Below are 16,755 nucleotides of genomic sequence, written 5' to 3' on the forward strand. Positions count from 1 at the left end.
AAATCGACATGATTTCATACAAAAAGACGCCCCGAGGTAAATTCGGGACGTCATATTAGAAACGATATTACTCTTATAACCAAGTCTATCTGTCGCCCTGCTCCTCTTGGAACGCGGCTCCCTTTCGGTAACGGTTAGGCGAAACGCCCATGACCTTTTTAAAGGCTGTACTGAAATAATGCTGAGTGTCATAACCGACCTTCTCTGCAATTTCGTGGATGGTCAGATCCGTTGAATTCAGCAGCTGAATCGCTTTGCGGATCCTTGTCTGTGTAATGAAGGTAACAAATGAAGTGCCAAGCTCCTTCTTCAGCATTCGGCTTAAGTAGACTGGAGACACTTGAAGTGAAGCCGCAAATGAATCCAGCGTCAGACCAGGAGCTGCGTATTGATCATGAATAAGCTGTCTTGCCCTCCGTACGAGTGGAGACAGTTGCGCCTCCCGGAACACCGCCTCCCGGCATGACTCGTACACCACAGGAATACTGGAAACCCCTTCTGCTACCGCTTCGAAATGCACATTCACGCTAAGCTTCAAATACTGCTGCACCGCACGCTCTATACCGGTAACTGCTTCTACAGGCAACTCATCCCATAAGCATACGCTAATTAATCCAAGCGAATCTCTGAACTGAATATGAGGTATCGGACGAATCAGCTCGGACACAATATTTTCTATCGCAAAAAGATATAGCTGTCTATCATTTTCTTTCATCAGCGGCTGATTTACGGTCGTCTCAGGCCAGCGTACAACACCGAAATGGGCCGGTGACTTTGACGGCAGGTCCAGAAATTCAAGCTGCTCCATAATCTCGTCCTCTTCAAACTGTCCGCCGATCCATTCCAGACAGAAACGTTCCCTCAGCAACGGGATATTTTTTTGGATTTGTTCTGATGCAAGCTTCAAGTATTCGCTCTGAATATGCAGTGCATCCAGCTCGTTACGCACATTCCGGAGCACTTCATGCAAGTGTGCCGCATTCACTGGCTTCAGGATATAATCTTTCACACCAAGCCGGATTGCTTCCTGTGCATAAGCGAACTCATCATGTCCGGTAATAATGACAAACCGACAGTCTAGACCTTCCTCCCTAAGCTGCTTCATCAAAGTGATGCCGTTCATAATCGGCATATTCATATCGACGAGCAAAATATCAATATGCTCTAGCAGAGCGATTTCCAGTGCCTCCTCACCATCCTCCGCTTCCCCGGCCACTTCCATCCCAAGGCTTTCCCAATCAACCACATCACGTATTCCTTCGCGAATAATAGGTTCGTCGTCCGCAATGAGGACCCGATATTTTGTTCTCATGATGATTGATCCTCCTTTACAGGAGCCGGCGGCAAGGTGTGCAGCAGCGGATGCTTGATGTACACTGTCGTTCCCTCTCCTTCTGTGCTTTCTAACGTAATGCCGTATTGCTCTCCAAAGGTTAGCTTGATCCGTGCCTGGACATTCAACATTCCATAACTTCGCCCTGATCGTTCGTTCTCGGCAGAGTTCTCTTCTATAGCGGCAAAAGGATCCTCCAGCTTGCGGCGCAACTGCTCAAGGGTTTCCGGCGGCATACCGGCACCATTGTCTATTACCATCAGCAGTAGACATCCTTTATCTACCTCCGCCTTGATCTCAATGCTCCCCGGGCCTCTGCGAGCTTTAATGCCATGATAGATAGCATTCTCTACGATAGGCTGCAGAAGCAACTTCAAAACATAGAGATCTTCAACTTCAGGAACCGTTGCCAAAGAGTACTGCAACCTGTCGCGATACCTTGTCTTCTGGATTTGCATATAACTTGATATATGAACAAATTCATCCTTGATCGGAATGATATCCTCGCCCTTGCTAAGGCCGATTCGAAACAGCCGTGATAGCGCCTCCACCATGTCCGACACATCCTCAGCACCTTTTTTCTTAGCCATCCAATGGATCGTATCCAACGTGTTGTACAGAAAATGCGGTTTGATATGCGCCTGCAGGCTCCTCAGTTCAGCCTCCCGCTTCTGTCGTTCCTTCAGCTCAGTAAGTCTCATCAGATTGCGGATCTGCCTCAGCATCCGATTAAAACTACGTCCGAGCATCCCGACCTCATCCTGCCGATTGCCCCAATACCGAATCGTCAAATCGCCGGACTCGGCCTTCTGCATGAAGGACGTCAGCTGCCGGATCGGCCTTGAAATGGATTGAGAAAGTGTATAGGAAGCCGTTACACCGAACAGACAGACGAGAAACAGAAAGCTGATAACATAAAAGCGAATTTCTCTTACCTCAAGAGCTGATTCACTCGTTGGGAACACGCCCACCGTTCTCCAACCAGTAAAGGGGGAGATACTGTGAATAAATTGAAGTTCCTGGCCTTCCACCTTCCGAGTAAAGCTTCCGCTATCCTGCCCTCCGAACCAGGAAACCGGAAGTTCCTCCACATAGGTCTTGTTCGGCCTGTATATATTGCCTCCGTTCGCTTCCGTCACCATCAGGTAGCCATTTTTGCCAAGCGAGACATCTCTTACAGCCTGGGATACAGTACGGAGCTTTAAATCGATCAGAACTACCCCCATCGTCTCCCGGGTATTAGGGTCCACAAAGGATCGAACAACGGTTACCAGTTCCTGTGATGTAAAATGAACATGTGTCGTCACATTCCGCTCAGACGGATGACCGAGCACTGTAAATAAACCCTCACGTTTTACCGCTTCTTTGTACCAGACTTCCTCCGTCAAACTTCTCTTGGACCTTGCATACATTTCATTGCTGATGTAATCTCCATTATTGTTGACGACCAAAATGGCGGCTATTTCCGGGTAAAGAGTCGTAAAACCTTGTAAAAACTGCCGGATATCATATAGCTCACCAACATTTCCATCTTTAACGTGAGTTCGGCCAGGCGAGATCTCCCGATTCTCGCGGCTTGAAATATCGCCATCCAGAAATTTTTGAACACCATTATCAAATCCAATGAGATATGTTATATTTTGCAAATTCTCCATGTCGTTATCGAGAGTCTGGTTCACTTTCCCGATCAGCTGCAGTGTATTTGCCGTCACCTGCCGGTCTACAATCAAATTCACCGTCCAGTTCACTAGCATTCCAAGGCCGATAGAAGGCAAAATGCTGATCAGCAGAAACAGAATAATAAGCTGATACCGCAATGGCTGATCGCCAAGCCGGAAAAATTTCCGCCGATTCCATGGAAGCTGCCATCCCTTAGAGTCGCTATTTCGCATAATAATTGTTCACATTCTCTTGCGTAACGATGGATAGCCCCGTATCTACTCTCGCTGGCAGCGGTGACACATCATTTCCGAGAGTGGGAGCCGGTACAGTCAGACCATGATGGAGATGGAACAAATACTGCAGTGACCAGTAGCCCATATTCCACGTCCCCTGAGCAACGGATGCTGTAATCGTACCATCCGATATGTGGTCCAGTGTGCTCTTATTTGTGTCAAATGCTATGATTCGAATATCGCCTGCCCGATTTAGATTCTGTACGGCTTCTGCTGCACCTGGGCCGCCAACAGAATCAGTGACAAAAATACCGTCCAGATCAGGCACCCGCTTCAGCATCTCATTAGCAGCATCCCGTGATGCGACAGCATCCTGTTTGCCATCCTCCAGCGACACAACTGACATGGCCGGATATCGAGAAGTGATGGTCTCCCGGAATCCACGGGTACGGTCATCATGGTTCTGCTGACCAGGTGCGGTGATGATGCCCACTTTGCCGGTGCGGCCCATAACTTGCGCCATCTTGTCAGCAGCGAGAACCCCTGCGTTATAGTTGTCTGTTCCTAAGAAAGAGTATGCCTTGCTTCCGGGTGCATCCGCATCGAACAGTACGACAGGAATACCCGCCTCTACCGCTTTATTGATCGTCGGGGTCAGTGATTTCGGATCTTTGGCAGACAGCGCGATGCCAGCAGGCTTTTTGGCGATAACCTGCTCGAGTACAGTGATTTGCTCCTCTATGTCATTTCGTGTAGCTCCACGGTAATCTACCGATACCCCCAGGGCATCGCCCCCGTCCTCATATCCTTTCAGTACACTCCTCCAATATTCCATACCAGATTCAAATGTAACCATCACATAATTCTCACCGATGCTGCCGCGGAGGCCACCATCCTGCCAATTGGCAGCTTGATCATTTTGCGGTCTGAACCCGAAGACATATACTAAAAAAGCTACGATCAGCGCAGCATACACAAGCATCATCTTCTTCAACGTTTGCGCCCCCTCGTTTTCGATCCAACAATGTAATCGCATTCATAACACATTATGTAATATAACGCATCATGTCCAAACAATCCAACCCGGCGGATGGCAAGGTGATGACACTGCGTCTAATAACAACTGAAAAAGAAGGGAACATCGCCCCCTCCTCTTGAAGATTCTATCTTTTGGCCCTTTTGGACCTTTAAGCCGTAATTCCGAACATATATAAATTCACAACCTGATGAGCCAGGTCTACAGGCGTACATATGCCAGTCAACAGCTGTTGCAGGGTCAACCGCTCAATCGTTCCTACAAGGCATTCTGCTATGATGGTCATATTGGCCTCTTGCTGAAAATACCCGTCCTTTTGCTCAGCCTTCAAGTTCTGTTCGATCATAGCTGTAAGTTCTTTCTTGACCTCACTGGCTTCCTGTCCGATAAAAAAACCGATCTGGGTCAAGTCCGGATCTCTCTCCAGAAATTCAAACAGACTACTCAGGACTGCTGTAATCCGACCCGGCACATCTCCACGGCTGATCCCGGCTTCCAAGCGGCCGTCTGCAATAAGTTCCTTCAACTGAGAGCGGAATTTCAACATCAGTTCGTTAAATACAGCTTCTTTACTATCGAAATACAGGTAGAATGACGGCTGGGTCAGTCCTGCCTGGGAAACAATGGTGCTGATTTTTGTCTTATGATAACCAGACCGCGCAAACTCATTGGCGGCAACCGTAAGCAATCTTGCTCTACTTTCTTGTCCATTTGCACCCTTTTTTCTCAAAGCTATCGAACCTCCGTCTCTATCTGGATGTGTACTCATTATACTCCATGCACCATATGCTTGCTAGAATGAAAGAATGCAGTCAGCCAAAATATAGCGTGCATCCGTCAATTACCTATTCCATAAAAGGAATGACCGCAGCTTTGCCATTAGAATCTTGAAGCAAGTACTGATCCCTGGCTATATACCTTCTTTCAAGTCTTTGTTCCCTGAACTGCTGCTCCATATCAGATCGGGGGGCATCGTTCAAATATTCGTTGTCATCCGAAGCATCTGGCTTGATCCTAAGATTCATCTGCTTATCGTACCGCTCATACTGTAACTCGGACTCTCTTAATTCCGTCGGTAGCCAGCGGGCCTCCATAATTTTTTGAAAGCTGCCGTCTGTACTCCTAAAGTAGGATAAGAATAGAGAGTACCCTTTTAAATCCAATTGTATATTTTCAAAGTCAGGTCCCATGATGTTATGTACAACATGATTTCCTAGATGCTGATTGACCGTTGCAGGAAGTGTCTCTGTTACATCATAAACCGCCAAAAACTGATAACTGTCCGTACTGGAACCGTATATTTCAAACTGATTAACGTCGGTAAGCTGCTTCAGTATCCGCTTGCTGGCGGTTTCGATCGCTCCATGACTCAGCAATACGCTCCCATTCATGCTGATTAACGTAGGTTTTCCAAGAAAGTTGATACGCTCGTCCTCCGTTAGCCAGGGTCTTGCCGACCTTTCTTGTTTTTTCACATTTTCGTCCGGTAGGTTCTCTTCTACAGCCTCCATTACCCGTTTAGCGGTTGAGCTATTATCAAAATAAACTGTTACCATTCCAACTACCAGAACAAACAAAATTATCACACCAGCTTTTTTAATCATTTGTTGATCCTTTCTTATGAACAAGTAACTCCCTATATTACCATTATATGTATTCCTGAAGTCTTGAACAGTATTTCATATCCAGTTTTTCGACAACTTTAATTCTTATCCCCTGCTTTACAATGGAACCAGAACCATTTAACGTTAAGTTCATACGTAATATGCAAACAGCTTTATGAGGGAGAGAAAGCTTATGAATGAATCTGCACAAAAAATTCTGATCGTCACAGCCGTTGCCGCAGAGAGTGAGGCCGTGCTCCGCGGTCTGGCTGGCGACGACCGTTATGAGGTCATTGCGGCGGGAGTCGGTCCTGCGGCTGCAGCATCGAGTACAGCTAAAGCTCTGGCGACAGGCCATTATAAATTAGTGATCAGTGCCGGTATTGGTGGCGGATTTCCTGGACAGGCCCCTGTCGGATCTCTGGTGGTCGCAAGTGATATCATCGCCGCAGATCTCGGCTCCGAGACACCTGATGGATTTCTCAGCGTGGACAAACTCGGTTTCGGATCAGCTTATATTCAGGCGCCATCCAAACTCGCGGTTCAGCTGACCGAAGCGCTGCAAGCAGCCGGTCTGATAGCAGCATGCGGTCCAATTCTCAGCGTATCGACCACAACCGGTACAAAAGCAACGGCTGAAGCACTAACTACCCGCGTTCCTGGTGCGGTTGCCGAGGCTATGGAGGGATTCGGAGTGGCTCAAGCCGCACAGGATTTCGGACTACCTGTACTAGAGATCCGCGCAATCTCCAACGCTGTAGGTCCGCGTGACCGGGATGCCTGGAAGATCCCTCAAGCGCTGCAGGCGCTGGAAGCTGCAATCTCACAACTATCGGAGGTGCTGACATGAAAATTGCGTTTTCACCGTGTCCAAATGACACTTTTGTATTTCACGCCTGGGTACATAACCTGATTCCCGGCGCCCCTGAGCTGGAAGTGTCTTATGCAGACATCCATATCACGAACCATTGGGCCGCGGATACAGGTTCCAATGACCATGACGTCCTAAAAATATCGTATGCTGCTCTGCCATGGGTGCTCGATGAGTATGCGCTGATCCCTTGCGGGGGCGCACTTGGACGCGGCTGCGGCCCGCTCCTGCTGACAGGCGGAGCCGCGAACGCCACAGACTCAGCCTCTGAAGCAGCTGATCCGGCATTCCTGTCCGGACGAAAAGTTGCCGTTCCAAGCGAACGCTCCACCGCTTACTTGTTGTTCCGGCTGTGGGCCGCACAGAACGTTCCAGGCGGAATCGGTGAAATTATCGTCATGCCATTTGACAGGATCATGCCTGCCGTTCGCGATGGGGAAGTTGATGCGGGGCTTGTTATTCATGAAGCCCGCTTTACCTATCCTTCTTATGGTCTGAATCTGATGACGGATCTCGGAAGCTGGTGGGAGTCTGACACCGGTCTTCCCATTCCGCTCGGCGCCATCATTGCACGTCGTTCGCTTGATCTTGATCAGATTGCGGCATGGACACGTGCCTCGGTGGAATACGCCTGGGCCCATCCCGAAGCTTCCCGTGACTATGTTCTGGATCATGCACAAGAGATGGAGACGGCAGTGGCAGAGGCGCATATTGGATTGTATGTAAATCCATTTACTGCGAACCTCGGGGAAGATGGATATGCCGCTGTATCCGCACTGTTAAGCCGTGCGGCAGACGAAGGGCTTGTTCCAAGAATAGATCCTGCCAAGCTGCGCTAAAGCAATAATACAAAGAGGAACGCCGAAGTTCATCATGAACTCTTGCGTTCCTCTTTGTTGTTCCCAGCGCAGCCGATGTTTCAGGGCTTTTCCTCACCATTTGTTTCTCCGTTCTCTGATCATCCTTCATTCTCTATAAAATCGCTAAGCTGCCGATATATCCCTACAATATCATCCATGGGCATCCGGACCAGGCCACTGGATGAAGGAGCGACAAACTCATGCACCTCTTTCACAACAGGTTCAGTCTGAAAGCCCCAATGGGCCTGTGATCTCCGGCTAAATTCCGTATAGACCCCCTTACCAACAAAACACGCAATTCTCGGTCGGTACTGCTCAAGCTTGGCCCGCAGTATTTCACGTCCCTGCTCATATTCATCCCGTGTAATATCCTCAGCTCCCCGGGTTGGCCTGGCTACAATATTCGTAAAACCGTATCCAAGCTTCAACAGTTCCCCATCCTCAGAGGCGTCATACAGACGAGCGGTAAGACCCGACCGGTGCAAAATACGCCAAAAATTGTTACGTGGATTCGCATAATGATGACCCACTTCACCAGAGCGCAGGCTTGGATTGAAGCCAATGAAGAGAACCGATAGTCCGTAATCCAGATGATCCATAACCTCGTCCACTCACTCTACCTCCTTATGCCAGGCTTCCTGCAGAATACTGCGGAACAAACGATCCAATTCTTCATCTGAAACACGGTCAAGGCTGGAGCTCTGCATACGCTGAGCAACAGCTTCATAATACTTGATTTGCTTCTCCAAATAATTATTGATTAACGGAAGACGCGGCTCAAGTGTAAGTTCTTCACCTGACTTCTTCCGCTGAATCAGCTGATAGATTTCACTGTAAAGTTCACTATCACGCGGTATTAAACTCTCCACCAGATTCTCGAATTGAATCGGCGGCATACTATCGTATTTCTCAATCCAGAGACAGGCAAGAATCGGGCGAAGCACGTAGAAATATTTTTTAATCTTCACCTGTTCCCCTTGCAGATAATCGCGATAGTTTCCCTTGGCCATGTTAAGATAATGGTACAGACAAGATTTTGGCGAAAAGGTCAGCGGAGACAACCCTCGAATCTGCTCTGCGGCGGATGTATGTTCCAGGTATTGTATAGGTGACTCAAGCCATTCCAGCAGGGGCGGGTTGGATTTACGGAATAAATTTAGAGCCTTCTTCAGGTCCCACCCGTTAATATCCAGTCTGTCACTAATCGGCCGCTCGATTACATCTCTCTTCTCAAATATAGATAAATACCAATCAACGGGTCTTACATATAGAAACCGTACGTCGTAATCACTATCGGGGGAAGAAAATCCCCATGATCGGCTTCCAGACTCACAGGCATAAAGGATGATTATCTCTTCCTCATGCTCTATATTCCGCAGCTGCTCTGTGATGACAGCATTCATGTCGTTCATCCTTTAAACCCTCCTTACGTTCTACGTGGAAGCAGATCCACTGCTGTTAACCCTTTTTTGAATCGCATGTACCCCCATAACGACGGCAATCAATTCCCAATCGTCTAGGTGATGACTATCGTTCTTCAGGTGGTAAGCTCCGGATTGCAGCCATCCACTGATACGATGAAACATGGCAACGCAGCGTCCGCCCTCACCCTGGATCTCGTATTCCTTGGAGAACGCCGGGGACGTAATTTCATAAATACCTCTTTCACCGGCATCGTACTCATATTTCTTGGAGAAAAAGCTCATCCGCATTCGCAGCACACCGAGTTCATATTCATTACGATCACACACTTCCCATTTATTCGAGAAAAAACGGAACGAACCGCTGTAAACCTTCATTCCGGTCTCATCATACACATCCAGAGAGGAACCGAAAGAGCTTTTCAAATCTACAGTTCCAACGATCTCTCCCGCTTCATTCATCACGCTCGTTTCACCTGAATTAAAAAAGTTATCTTTAAAAAATAATCCCATCTTGATCTTTCTCCTTTCTTATAATTTTATCTTCATTATACGTTACAGTATAAAACTTTCCATCCTGCGTGCCTTAGCCCGCATGTTGGATGAGTCTGCCTTCTTCAGGCTTATGGAGATTGATGGCAAGTATCGATGGGCAGCTGTATGGAAGTGTAATCGTTGAGGCAAAGTAACAATCCACACCTTATCTGTATGACTTTACCATCCTATGATTTGACACAATAAAAACGCTGGTGCCACTTGGACATCAGCGTTTTTTTATAACAATCTATACATTCATCTCAGATTTCATGTTCAACACATCAGGTATCGCTATCGGTCTTCCTTGTTCCAATCGAGACTGTTCCGCGGCGAAAGCCATCAGATGGCTTTGCAGGGAAGCGCCGGCCGAAGTCAGCCCAGCTGCCTGACTTTCGCTGCCAAATTGACGAACATCCTTCAAGAAAGAACTGATCATACGTACATCACCGCCCCCATGACCGTCCCCTCCAGTATTACAGTGAAAGTCGATCTCTTCTCCTGTTGAATAACGGTATAAAGTGAAGGCGCCTGTTTCCATGTCACCTCGAATTTCTCCGTGTGTGCCCATGATCTGTACCTTTCGCCCTTCTTTATCCGTAAAGCCTGACATGACAAAAGCCGCATTTGCTCCGCTTGCAAACTCCATATTTACAACTTGATGGTCAACCACATTATTATCGCAACGGTACACACATCGCCCAAACGGTCCTTCTCTAAGCGCTCTTAGTATTCCCTCGTGTGATAGATCCTCTGTCATATAGCGAGCCCACGGATGTTCCGGTGGCTGAATGTACAATTTTAGTGCAGAGAAAGGACAGGTTTTCTCCACCTCGCAACCGTTGATACAGCGATCTGCTGAGCCCTCCGGCGCGTTCTCTTCCTTAAAATGAAGCAGTGATCCAAAAGAGCTTACCCTCATGCATCTCTCTCCCATGAGCCAGGAGATGATATCAAGATCATGGCATGATTTCGCCAAAATCATCGGACTGGTCTCGTTCGAATCCCGCCAATTGCCGCGCACATAACTATGTGTCATATGCCGGTATCCGACGTTCTCTGACAGCTGAATGGATGCGATTTTGCCGACTTCACCTGCTTCAATACAGTTTTTGATCCGGTCCCAAAATAACGAATACCGCAATACATGACTTACAATCAACAGTCTGCCATGCTCTTCTGCTGCTTTCACAAGAGAAATACACTCTTCTCTGTCGGGAGACATCGGCTTTTCGAGTAGAACATGGTATCCAAGCTTTAACGCCTTTAATGCCGGGATGTAATGCAAACGGTCAAGTGTACTGATGATCATGACATCGGCGATTCGTCCTTGATCGAAAGCCTGCTCCCACGAATCGTATGCATATTCTTCCGAAATTCCATGAATTGCTGCAAAATGGTTTCTGCGCCCATCATCAGGCTCTGCAACAGCTACGATTTTAAGTTCATTGGGATATTTTTCGGCGTAAGGCCCGTATATGTAACGTCCTCTACTGCCGGCTCCTAACAAAACAGCTGTTATAGTCTTCAATGTTACCCCTCCTAATGTCCAGCTTATGACCTGATTGTACTTGGGCGGACAAGGAGCTTAAAGAGATTATTACTTACTTTCGTATACATTTATTGACTTTGGGGCTTTCGATTTTTCCGACCTGCCCCTGCTTCGGTACTCCTGGGGTGTCGTTTCGTTCTGCTTTTTAAAAAAACGGATAAACGCAAGCGCGGAATTGTAACCAAGCGACAGCGCAATCTCATTCACCTTCATGCTGCTGCCCAGCAGTAACTCCTTCGCTTTTAGATTTCTGTAGTCATTGATATAATCGGATATCCCGGTTCCCGTCATTTGTTTATACAATCTTGAAAAATATGACGGATTCAGGCCGACATGATCCGCAATCGCGTTAAGTGATATGTCTGTGGAAATATGCGTTTCAATATAACGATGCGCCTTCTGTACGAGTTCGGCTGGCAGAAGCTCCCCTTGCTCAGCGATCCAATCAAACAGGGAAACTGCGATTTCGCAAAAGTATTCCTTCAAGATAACCCAAGAATCTGGTTCTCCATATTGAAACAACGGCGACAAATCGTGCTCGGTATTCAAATATTCCTTCAGTTCAGCGCTTTTATTAATATAAGCCAAAAATACAGCCGATAGAGAGTGGTACAGTTCCTTTTTCCTTTCATTAGGAAAACTCTCGTCGTTCCACAATTTCGTTAAATCGTGGTATATGTTAAAAAATTCGTCACGGTGATTGTTTTCAAGACATTTTCCAAGAAGCTGCATCCGGTTTAGATAGAAATAGTCATTCTGTTGGTTACAAGCTGTCTCACTGTTCCGGAAATCTGAATCTGTCAATATCACCTCGCTTGTTAAACCTAAACCATGGATGAAATTATATTTCAGCATATGATAACGGTCCGAAACGTCGTTCCAGGCTACCGGTTCGCTGCTGAGAACGAAAGATACAGACAAATGAAGCAGCCTCCTGCAAGCTAGCTGAATTCTCTCCAGTCTACCGCTTACTTCTACATAGGTTTTTCTCCAGTCGTGAGAGTTTGGCGGTGTGTGTGTCAGACTGTCTGTCCCAGGCTGGATGAACCAGACGATTTTGCCCTGATCATACACATAAGAGTACACGCGAACATGGTCAACCAATAATTCATCGGCAATGTTTTGCAACGCGTAAATGAACAAGGCTTTATCCAGTGGCGTTAACACATCCTTCCATGTATCCACTCTGCCAAGAAGCAGCATGACGGGTAAATGAGCCTGCATCGATATGCTGATGTCCTGGAAATGCCGAATTAATTGGGCGTCTGTCACCTGCTTGCCCTGAAGTATGGCCCCGATATACTCCCTTTGAAGTGATGGCATAGCCCGACGCATGCGTTCATTAGCCCTTTCAATCATCTCCCTTTGCTCGTTCTCTTCGTTCAGCTCCTCTATAGCTCTTTCTACTGAAGCTATAATTTTATCGTCGCTTTCAATCTTCAATATATATTCGAACCCACCATATTTGATCGCGCTCTGTACATAATGAAAATCGTTATAACCTGTAAGAAATATGACCTTGCACTTCGGCCAGCGGGCTTTAATGCTCTGCAGAAGACCAATACCTTCAAGTCCCGGCATTTTTATATCGGAAATGACAATATCAATCTGATGTTTTTCCAGCACTTCAAGTGCGCCCTCACCTGAATACGCTTTCAGTATATCCAACTTCAGATGTTCTGTCTGCTCGAACAGCTCAAACAGACCATCCACAATAATGGGGAGATCATCTACAATGAGCAGTCGGTACATTCCAATCCCTCCTCTAGGTGCTATTCATATGAATCCCTACTTTTAATCCTCCCAGCACTGATCGTTCAATCGTGATCCCGTAATGAGAGCCATAACGAAGCTGAATTCTGCGATGTACGTTGACAAGACCTGTTGTCTCTTCCATACGATCATCCGCAGATCGCTTTAACCTCATGTTCAGGTTATCAATGACTTCATCCGTAATACCCTGGCCGTTGTCCTCCACATAGAATACAACTTCCTCCTCGTTCTGTTCACAGTATATCAGAAGTTCTCCGTTCGTCAGCATATTTCCAAATACATGCTTGTAGGCGTTCTCAATAATCGGCTGAAGAACAAGCCTTGGAACCATAATTTCTGGTGCTTCATCTTTAAATGTGACACGGATGCGATCCCCATAACATACTGTTTGCATATCAACATAAGTACGGGAATGTTTAACCTCAAGCGAAAGCGGGATCTCATCTTCATCATTACGGGTTATAAAATGAAAATATTCACCGATGTAAAGACAAAATTGATACGCTTTATCCTTATCCTCAGATTTGATTAGCCTGCATAATACAAAAAAACAGTTGTACAAAAAATGAGGATTGATTTGCGATTGCAGCCGTTTAAGTTCCGAGCGCTGATTGCGGATTTGCTGCTCATAATTTTCCTCGATCAACGTCTTCAAATATTGGATCGTGTTGTTAAAAGCCAAATACAAGTACCCGAACTCATCCTGTCCCCGGTCAATCGTTATCGGTTCGAACCGGTTCTGCTGCACTCGCCGAAACGAACTAACGAGTTTCAGGAGTGGGCGATAAATCAACCGGAACAGAAAATAGGAGAAGAAGATGACAACAAAAATGGCAAGCACGCACGCCCACCAAAACCATACCCGATATTTCTGGATCGGTCCGAGTAAGCTTTCTTCCGGAATGCAGCTTACTGAATATGAATTCCACAGCTCCGAGTAGTTATAGACAGCCAGATAACGTTCATCCCCGCTACGAATGGTATCATAACCTTCCTTTTCCCCTGCTTCTTTTTTTTCCGTAATAAAATTTGTGACGGTTTCCACCAGATCCGGGTCTTCCTGACTCTGAATATGCCAACCTCGATCGATATTAAGCAGCATATTGTTCCCGCCAAACGAGTTACTGACTTGAGACATAGACTCTTTGATTTTGTGGGGAGAAAGCTCCACACCGATAACAAATATCGGTTCCTGCAGCAAATTGGCTGGGTATTGCATGCTGAGGAAAATCCGATCCTGCCAATAGATAAAAGGCTCATTATAGCCTCGGTTGTTTGGCTGAATCGCTTCATATTCCTGGCGGTCGATAGACGTTTCATAATTGCCACTGAGTAGTGTTCTGTCCAGTAATGGCACATACGCTTTCGCTTCTTTTATAAAAGGGCTCGAATCTTTCATCAAGTTAAGACGTTTCTGAATTTCGATTATCTTCTGAGCCCTTTCATAGTAAGACATCTCATCACCTATCGCAGCAATCTCCATTAAGTCACGATCCGTGATGTAATTGGGTAGATATTGAATAATCCGGTCCGCTTCTTTATTCAGGGAGTCTAAGTAATACTTGGCCGTACCCAGAATCGCCTGTGAGCGTTCCGTTTTGATGCTGTCAGCGCCCTTATCGTTAATGAGCCAAGTGATAGCCATCAGTGGAAGCAGCGCTGCCATAAAGGCAGCCATAATTTTTTTGGAAATGGAGGAGTCCTTCAGTCTCTTCATAATCCTCATTGTATACTCTCCCGCAAAAGTATTGGTAAAGAATCCTGAATGATTATTCTTTGACACTCCCCATCACAATTCCTTTAATGTGCGTGTTCAAAAAGGTCGGTTTTCAGCACCGAGAAGGTTGGATGAAGCTAGGGACTGAGGAGCGGAGCGTACGTTTTGGGTACGTGAGCACCGGAAGGACCGGCTGAATTCAAGATTCGATGACGAGCCCACTTCCTGATTCACTTCGTGATCAAAAGCGGACTTTTTGAACAACCTCTTAATGAAAAATCGCTGCAGGAATGGATCGATGCTCTTGGCAATTTCAATATCAAGAGGTGTATACGAAAGTAAAGACTAGTATATAGAATGGAGATGGGCTCTTTTCTATACTTAAAACAGGAAGGATCATAAAGAGAAATCAACTGCAGCGCACACATTGAGAACAATGGGGAGGGTTTGTATGAAAAGCAATAAAATCTTGTTGATCGTTACCCTGATTCTGTGCTTGGCACTGACCGCATGTGGTAACTCCAACAACAATAATGAAGGCACGAAAGAGGCAGAGAAACAGCCTGAGGCGACGCAACAGCAGGAACAGAAAGAAGATGAGAATCAAGTCGTTGAAGTTTCGACGGTTTCACCAAGCGACCCGTATCTTAAATTCGACGAGGGCGAAACTTTCGATAAGAATGCCGTGTATGACGCTTATGAGAAAGATATCGGCGTAAAGATTACGAACAAATGGATTGCGGCAGATGACAATCAGTTCAAAGAAAAATTAAAAATGACGATTGCATCCAACGACCTGCCGGACTTCGCGCGTGTGAATGCAACACAATTGAAAGAACTAACGGAAGCGGACATGATCATGGACATCACGGATGTGTATGACCAATACGCGACGGATGAAACGAAGAAATTTTTGACGATGGACGGTGGCATGCAGATGAAAACGGCCACGTTCGACGGCAAATTAATGGGGATTCCGAGCTCTTATAATCCTTACCAATATCAATACTTGTTCGTACGAACAGACTGGCTAAAAGAGTTGAATCTGCCAGAACCGAAGACAATGGCTGACCTGATGACGATCGCTGAAACTTTCAAGACGAAAGATCCAGGCGGCTCAGGTAAAGCTTACGGTATTGCGGTAAGTAAAAACCCATTCAGTGTGGACACAGGGGTAACCGGATTACGTGCATTCCTTAACGGTTACCATGCTTATGAAAACCACTGGATAGAAGATGGAAACGGCGGACTTATGAACAGTGACATTCAACCGCAAGTGAAAGATGCACTTAAAGCGCTTCAAGATATGTTCAAAAAGGGTCTGATTGATCCTGAGTTCTCGGTTAAAGATGCCGATAAAGAAGCTGAGCTTCTTTACAACAACAATATAGGTCTTGTATTCGGCGCTTCCTGGACACCGGCACAGCTGGCTAAAGGCGCAGTTGTAGACGGTAAAGTTGTTCAAGAATGGGGGGTGTACCCGATTCCTTCCGTGGACAGCAACCCAACGCTCAACCAAATCGGCTTAGGTGTTGACGAGTACTATGTGATTAACAAAAATGCTGCGCATCCTGAAGGCGTTATCAAATTGCTGAACCAATACATCGTGACGCAGACTCATCCGACTGAAGAACAAAAAGTTTACGAATACGGTAAAGATCTGAAAGAAAAAGGCAGCAACTACTGGTTGCTTAACCCGCTTCGCGTAGGCAAACAAATCGATAACAACGGCGATATCTTGCCGAAAGCGATCGAAACGAAAGATACTAGCATTCTGGAAACAAAAGACCAAAAAACGCGTTATGAGCGTGCAATGAAATATGTTGACGGCAGTGACATCAACATGTGGTGGGAATACCTGATTTCGGGTCCGAACGGCGCTTTTTCTAATGTTCCTAAAATCCAGCAAAATGAAGAATACCTGCAAAACAAATTCTACGGGGCTCCTACGCAAACAATGGCAGAGCGTCAAGAAATCTTGACGAAGAAGCGTGACGAAGTGTACTTCAAAATCATCATGAACCAAGTGTCTGTTGATGAGTTCGACAAATTCGTTGGCGAGTGGAAAAAACTTGGTGGCGACGAAATTACGAAAGAAGTTAACGAATGGTACGCAGCGAGTAAATAATGTTTAGAAAGACCGATGGAGGGATTGATCG

General features: G+C 46.4%; 14 protein-coding genes. 3 read left to right on the forward strand and 11 right to left on the reverse strand.

Annotated features, from left to right (window positions below; all coding sequences use genetic code 11):
* Nucleotides 1–85: 85 nt before the first annotated feature.
* From AC2TF5_RS21645 to AC2TF5_RS21665, 5 genes are all read right to left on the reverse strand, one after another.
* Complete coding sequence (locus AC2TF5_RS21645) at nt 86–1,312, reverse strand: response regulator transcription factor (RefSeq protein ID WP_491299187.1); 1,227 nt, start codon at nt 1,310–1,312, stop codon at nt 86–88.
* The gene (locus AC2TF5_RS21650; RefSeq protein WP_491299188.1) at nt 1,309–3,225 is read right to left on the reverse strand and encodes a cache domain-containing sensor histidine kinase; all 1,917 of its coding nucleotides are present in this window, start codon (nt 3,223–3,225) and stop codon (nt 1,309–1,311) included. Before AC2TF5_RS21650 ends, AC2TF5_RS21645 begins: the two co-directional genes overlap by 4 nt.
* The gene (locus AC2TF5_RS21655) at nt 3,215–4,222 is read right to left on the reverse strand and encodes a substrate-binding domain-containing protein (protein WP_491299189.1); all 1,008 of its coding nucleotides are present in this window, start codon (nt 4,220–4,222) and stop codon (nt 3,215–3,217) included. The genes AC2TF5_RS21650 and AC2TF5_RS21655 overlap by 11 nt, the downstream gene beginning before the upstream one ends.
* Nucleotides 4,223–4,415: 193 nt before the next feature.
* Entirely contained in the window at nt 4,416–4,994 is a 579-nt protein-coding gene (locus AC2TF5_RS21660) for a TetR/AcrR family transcriptional regulator (RefSeq protein ID WP_491299190.1), read from the reverse strand.
* Between the two features lie 115 nt (nt 4,995–5,109).
* Nucleotides 5,110–5,868, reverse strand: a complete 759-nt coding sequence (locus AC2TF5_RS21665; RefSeq protein ID WP_491299191.1) for a hypothetical protein — start codon at nt 5,866–5,868, stop codon at nt 5,110–5,112.
* Between the two features lie 193 nt (nt 5,869–6,061).
* Here AC2TF5_RS21665 and AC2TF5_RS21670 point away from each other — a divergent pair, with 193 nt between their 5' ends.
* Complete coding sequence (locus tag AC2TF5_RS21670) at nt 6,062–6,718, forward strand: futalosine hydrolase (RefSeq protein ID WP_491299192.1); 657 nt, start codon at nt 6,062–6,064, stop codon at nt 6,716–6,718.
* On the forward strand, nt 6,715–7,578 hold the full coding sequence (locus AC2TF5_RS21675) for a 1,4-dihydroxy-6-naphtoate synthase (protein ID WP_491299193.1): 864 nt from the start codon (nt 6,715–6,717) through the stop codon (nt 7,576–7,578). Before AC2TF5_RS21670 ends, AC2TF5_RS21675 begins: the two co-directional genes overlap by 4 nt.
* A gap of 119 nt (nt 7,579–7,697) precedes the next feature.
* On the opposite strand, the gene AC2TF5_RS21680 is transcribed toward AC2TF5_RS21675, so the two are convergent.
* From AC2TF5_RS21680 to AC2TF5_RS21705, 6 genes are all read right to left on the reverse strand, one after another.
* Entirely contained in the window at nt 7,698–8,198 is a 501-nt protein-coding gene (locus tag AC2TF5_RS21680; protein ID WP_491302962.1) for a mismatch-specific DNA-glycosylase, read from the reverse strand.
* A 12-nt stretch (nt 8,199–8,210) separates the two neighbouring features.
* Nucleotides 8,211–9,011 (reverse strand): nucleotidyltransferase domain-containing protein, encoded by an 801-nt coding sequence (locus AC2TF5_RS21685; RefSeq protein WP_491299194.1) that lies wholly within the window; start codon nt 9,009–9,011, stop codon nt 8,211–8,213.
* A gap of 21 nt (nt 9,012–9,032) precedes the next feature.
* Nucleotides 9,033–9,533 carry an LURP-one-related family protein gene (locus tag AC2TF5_RS21690; protein ID WP_491299195.1) on the reverse strand — a complete coding sequence of 167 codons (501 nt, stop codon included), beginning with the start codon at nt 9,531–9,533 and terminating at the stop codon, nt 9,033–9,035.
* 271 nt (nt 9,534–9,804) lie between these two features.
* Complete coding sequence (locus tag AC2TF5_RS21695) at nt 9,805–11,085, reverse strand: Gfo/Idh/MocA family protein (RefSeq protein WP_491299196.1); 1,281 nt, start codon at nt 11,083–11,085, stop codon at nt 9,805–9,807.
* A gap of 69 nt (nt 11,086–11,154) precedes the next feature.
* A complete protein-coding gene (locus AC2TF5_RS21700; protein WP_491299197.1) occupies nt 11,155–12,858 on the reverse strand; it encodes a response regulator transcription factor in 1,704 nt (567 codons plus the stop codon).
* 13 nt (nt 12,859–12,871) lie between these two features.
* A complete protein-coding gene (locus tag AC2TF5_RS21705) occupies nt 12,872–14,605 on the reverse strand; it encodes a sensor histidine kinase (RefSeq protein ID WP_491299198.1) in 1,734 nt (577 codons plus the stop codon).
* A 442-nt stretch (nt 14,606–15,047) separates the two neighbouring features.
* On the opposite strand from AC2TF5_RS21705, the gene AC2TF5_RS21710 reads away from it, so the two are divergent.
* Nucleotides 15,048–16,724, forward strand: coding sequence for an extracellular solute-binding protein (locus AC2TF5_RS21710; RefSeq protein ID WP_491299199.1), 1,677 nt, complete (start codon nt 15,048–15,050; stop codon nt 16,722–16,724).
* The last annotated feature ends 31 nt before the right edge of the window (nt 16,725–16,755 follow it).

The sequence above is a fragment of the Paenibacillus sp. JNUCC 34 genome (genome assembly GCF_058269055.1).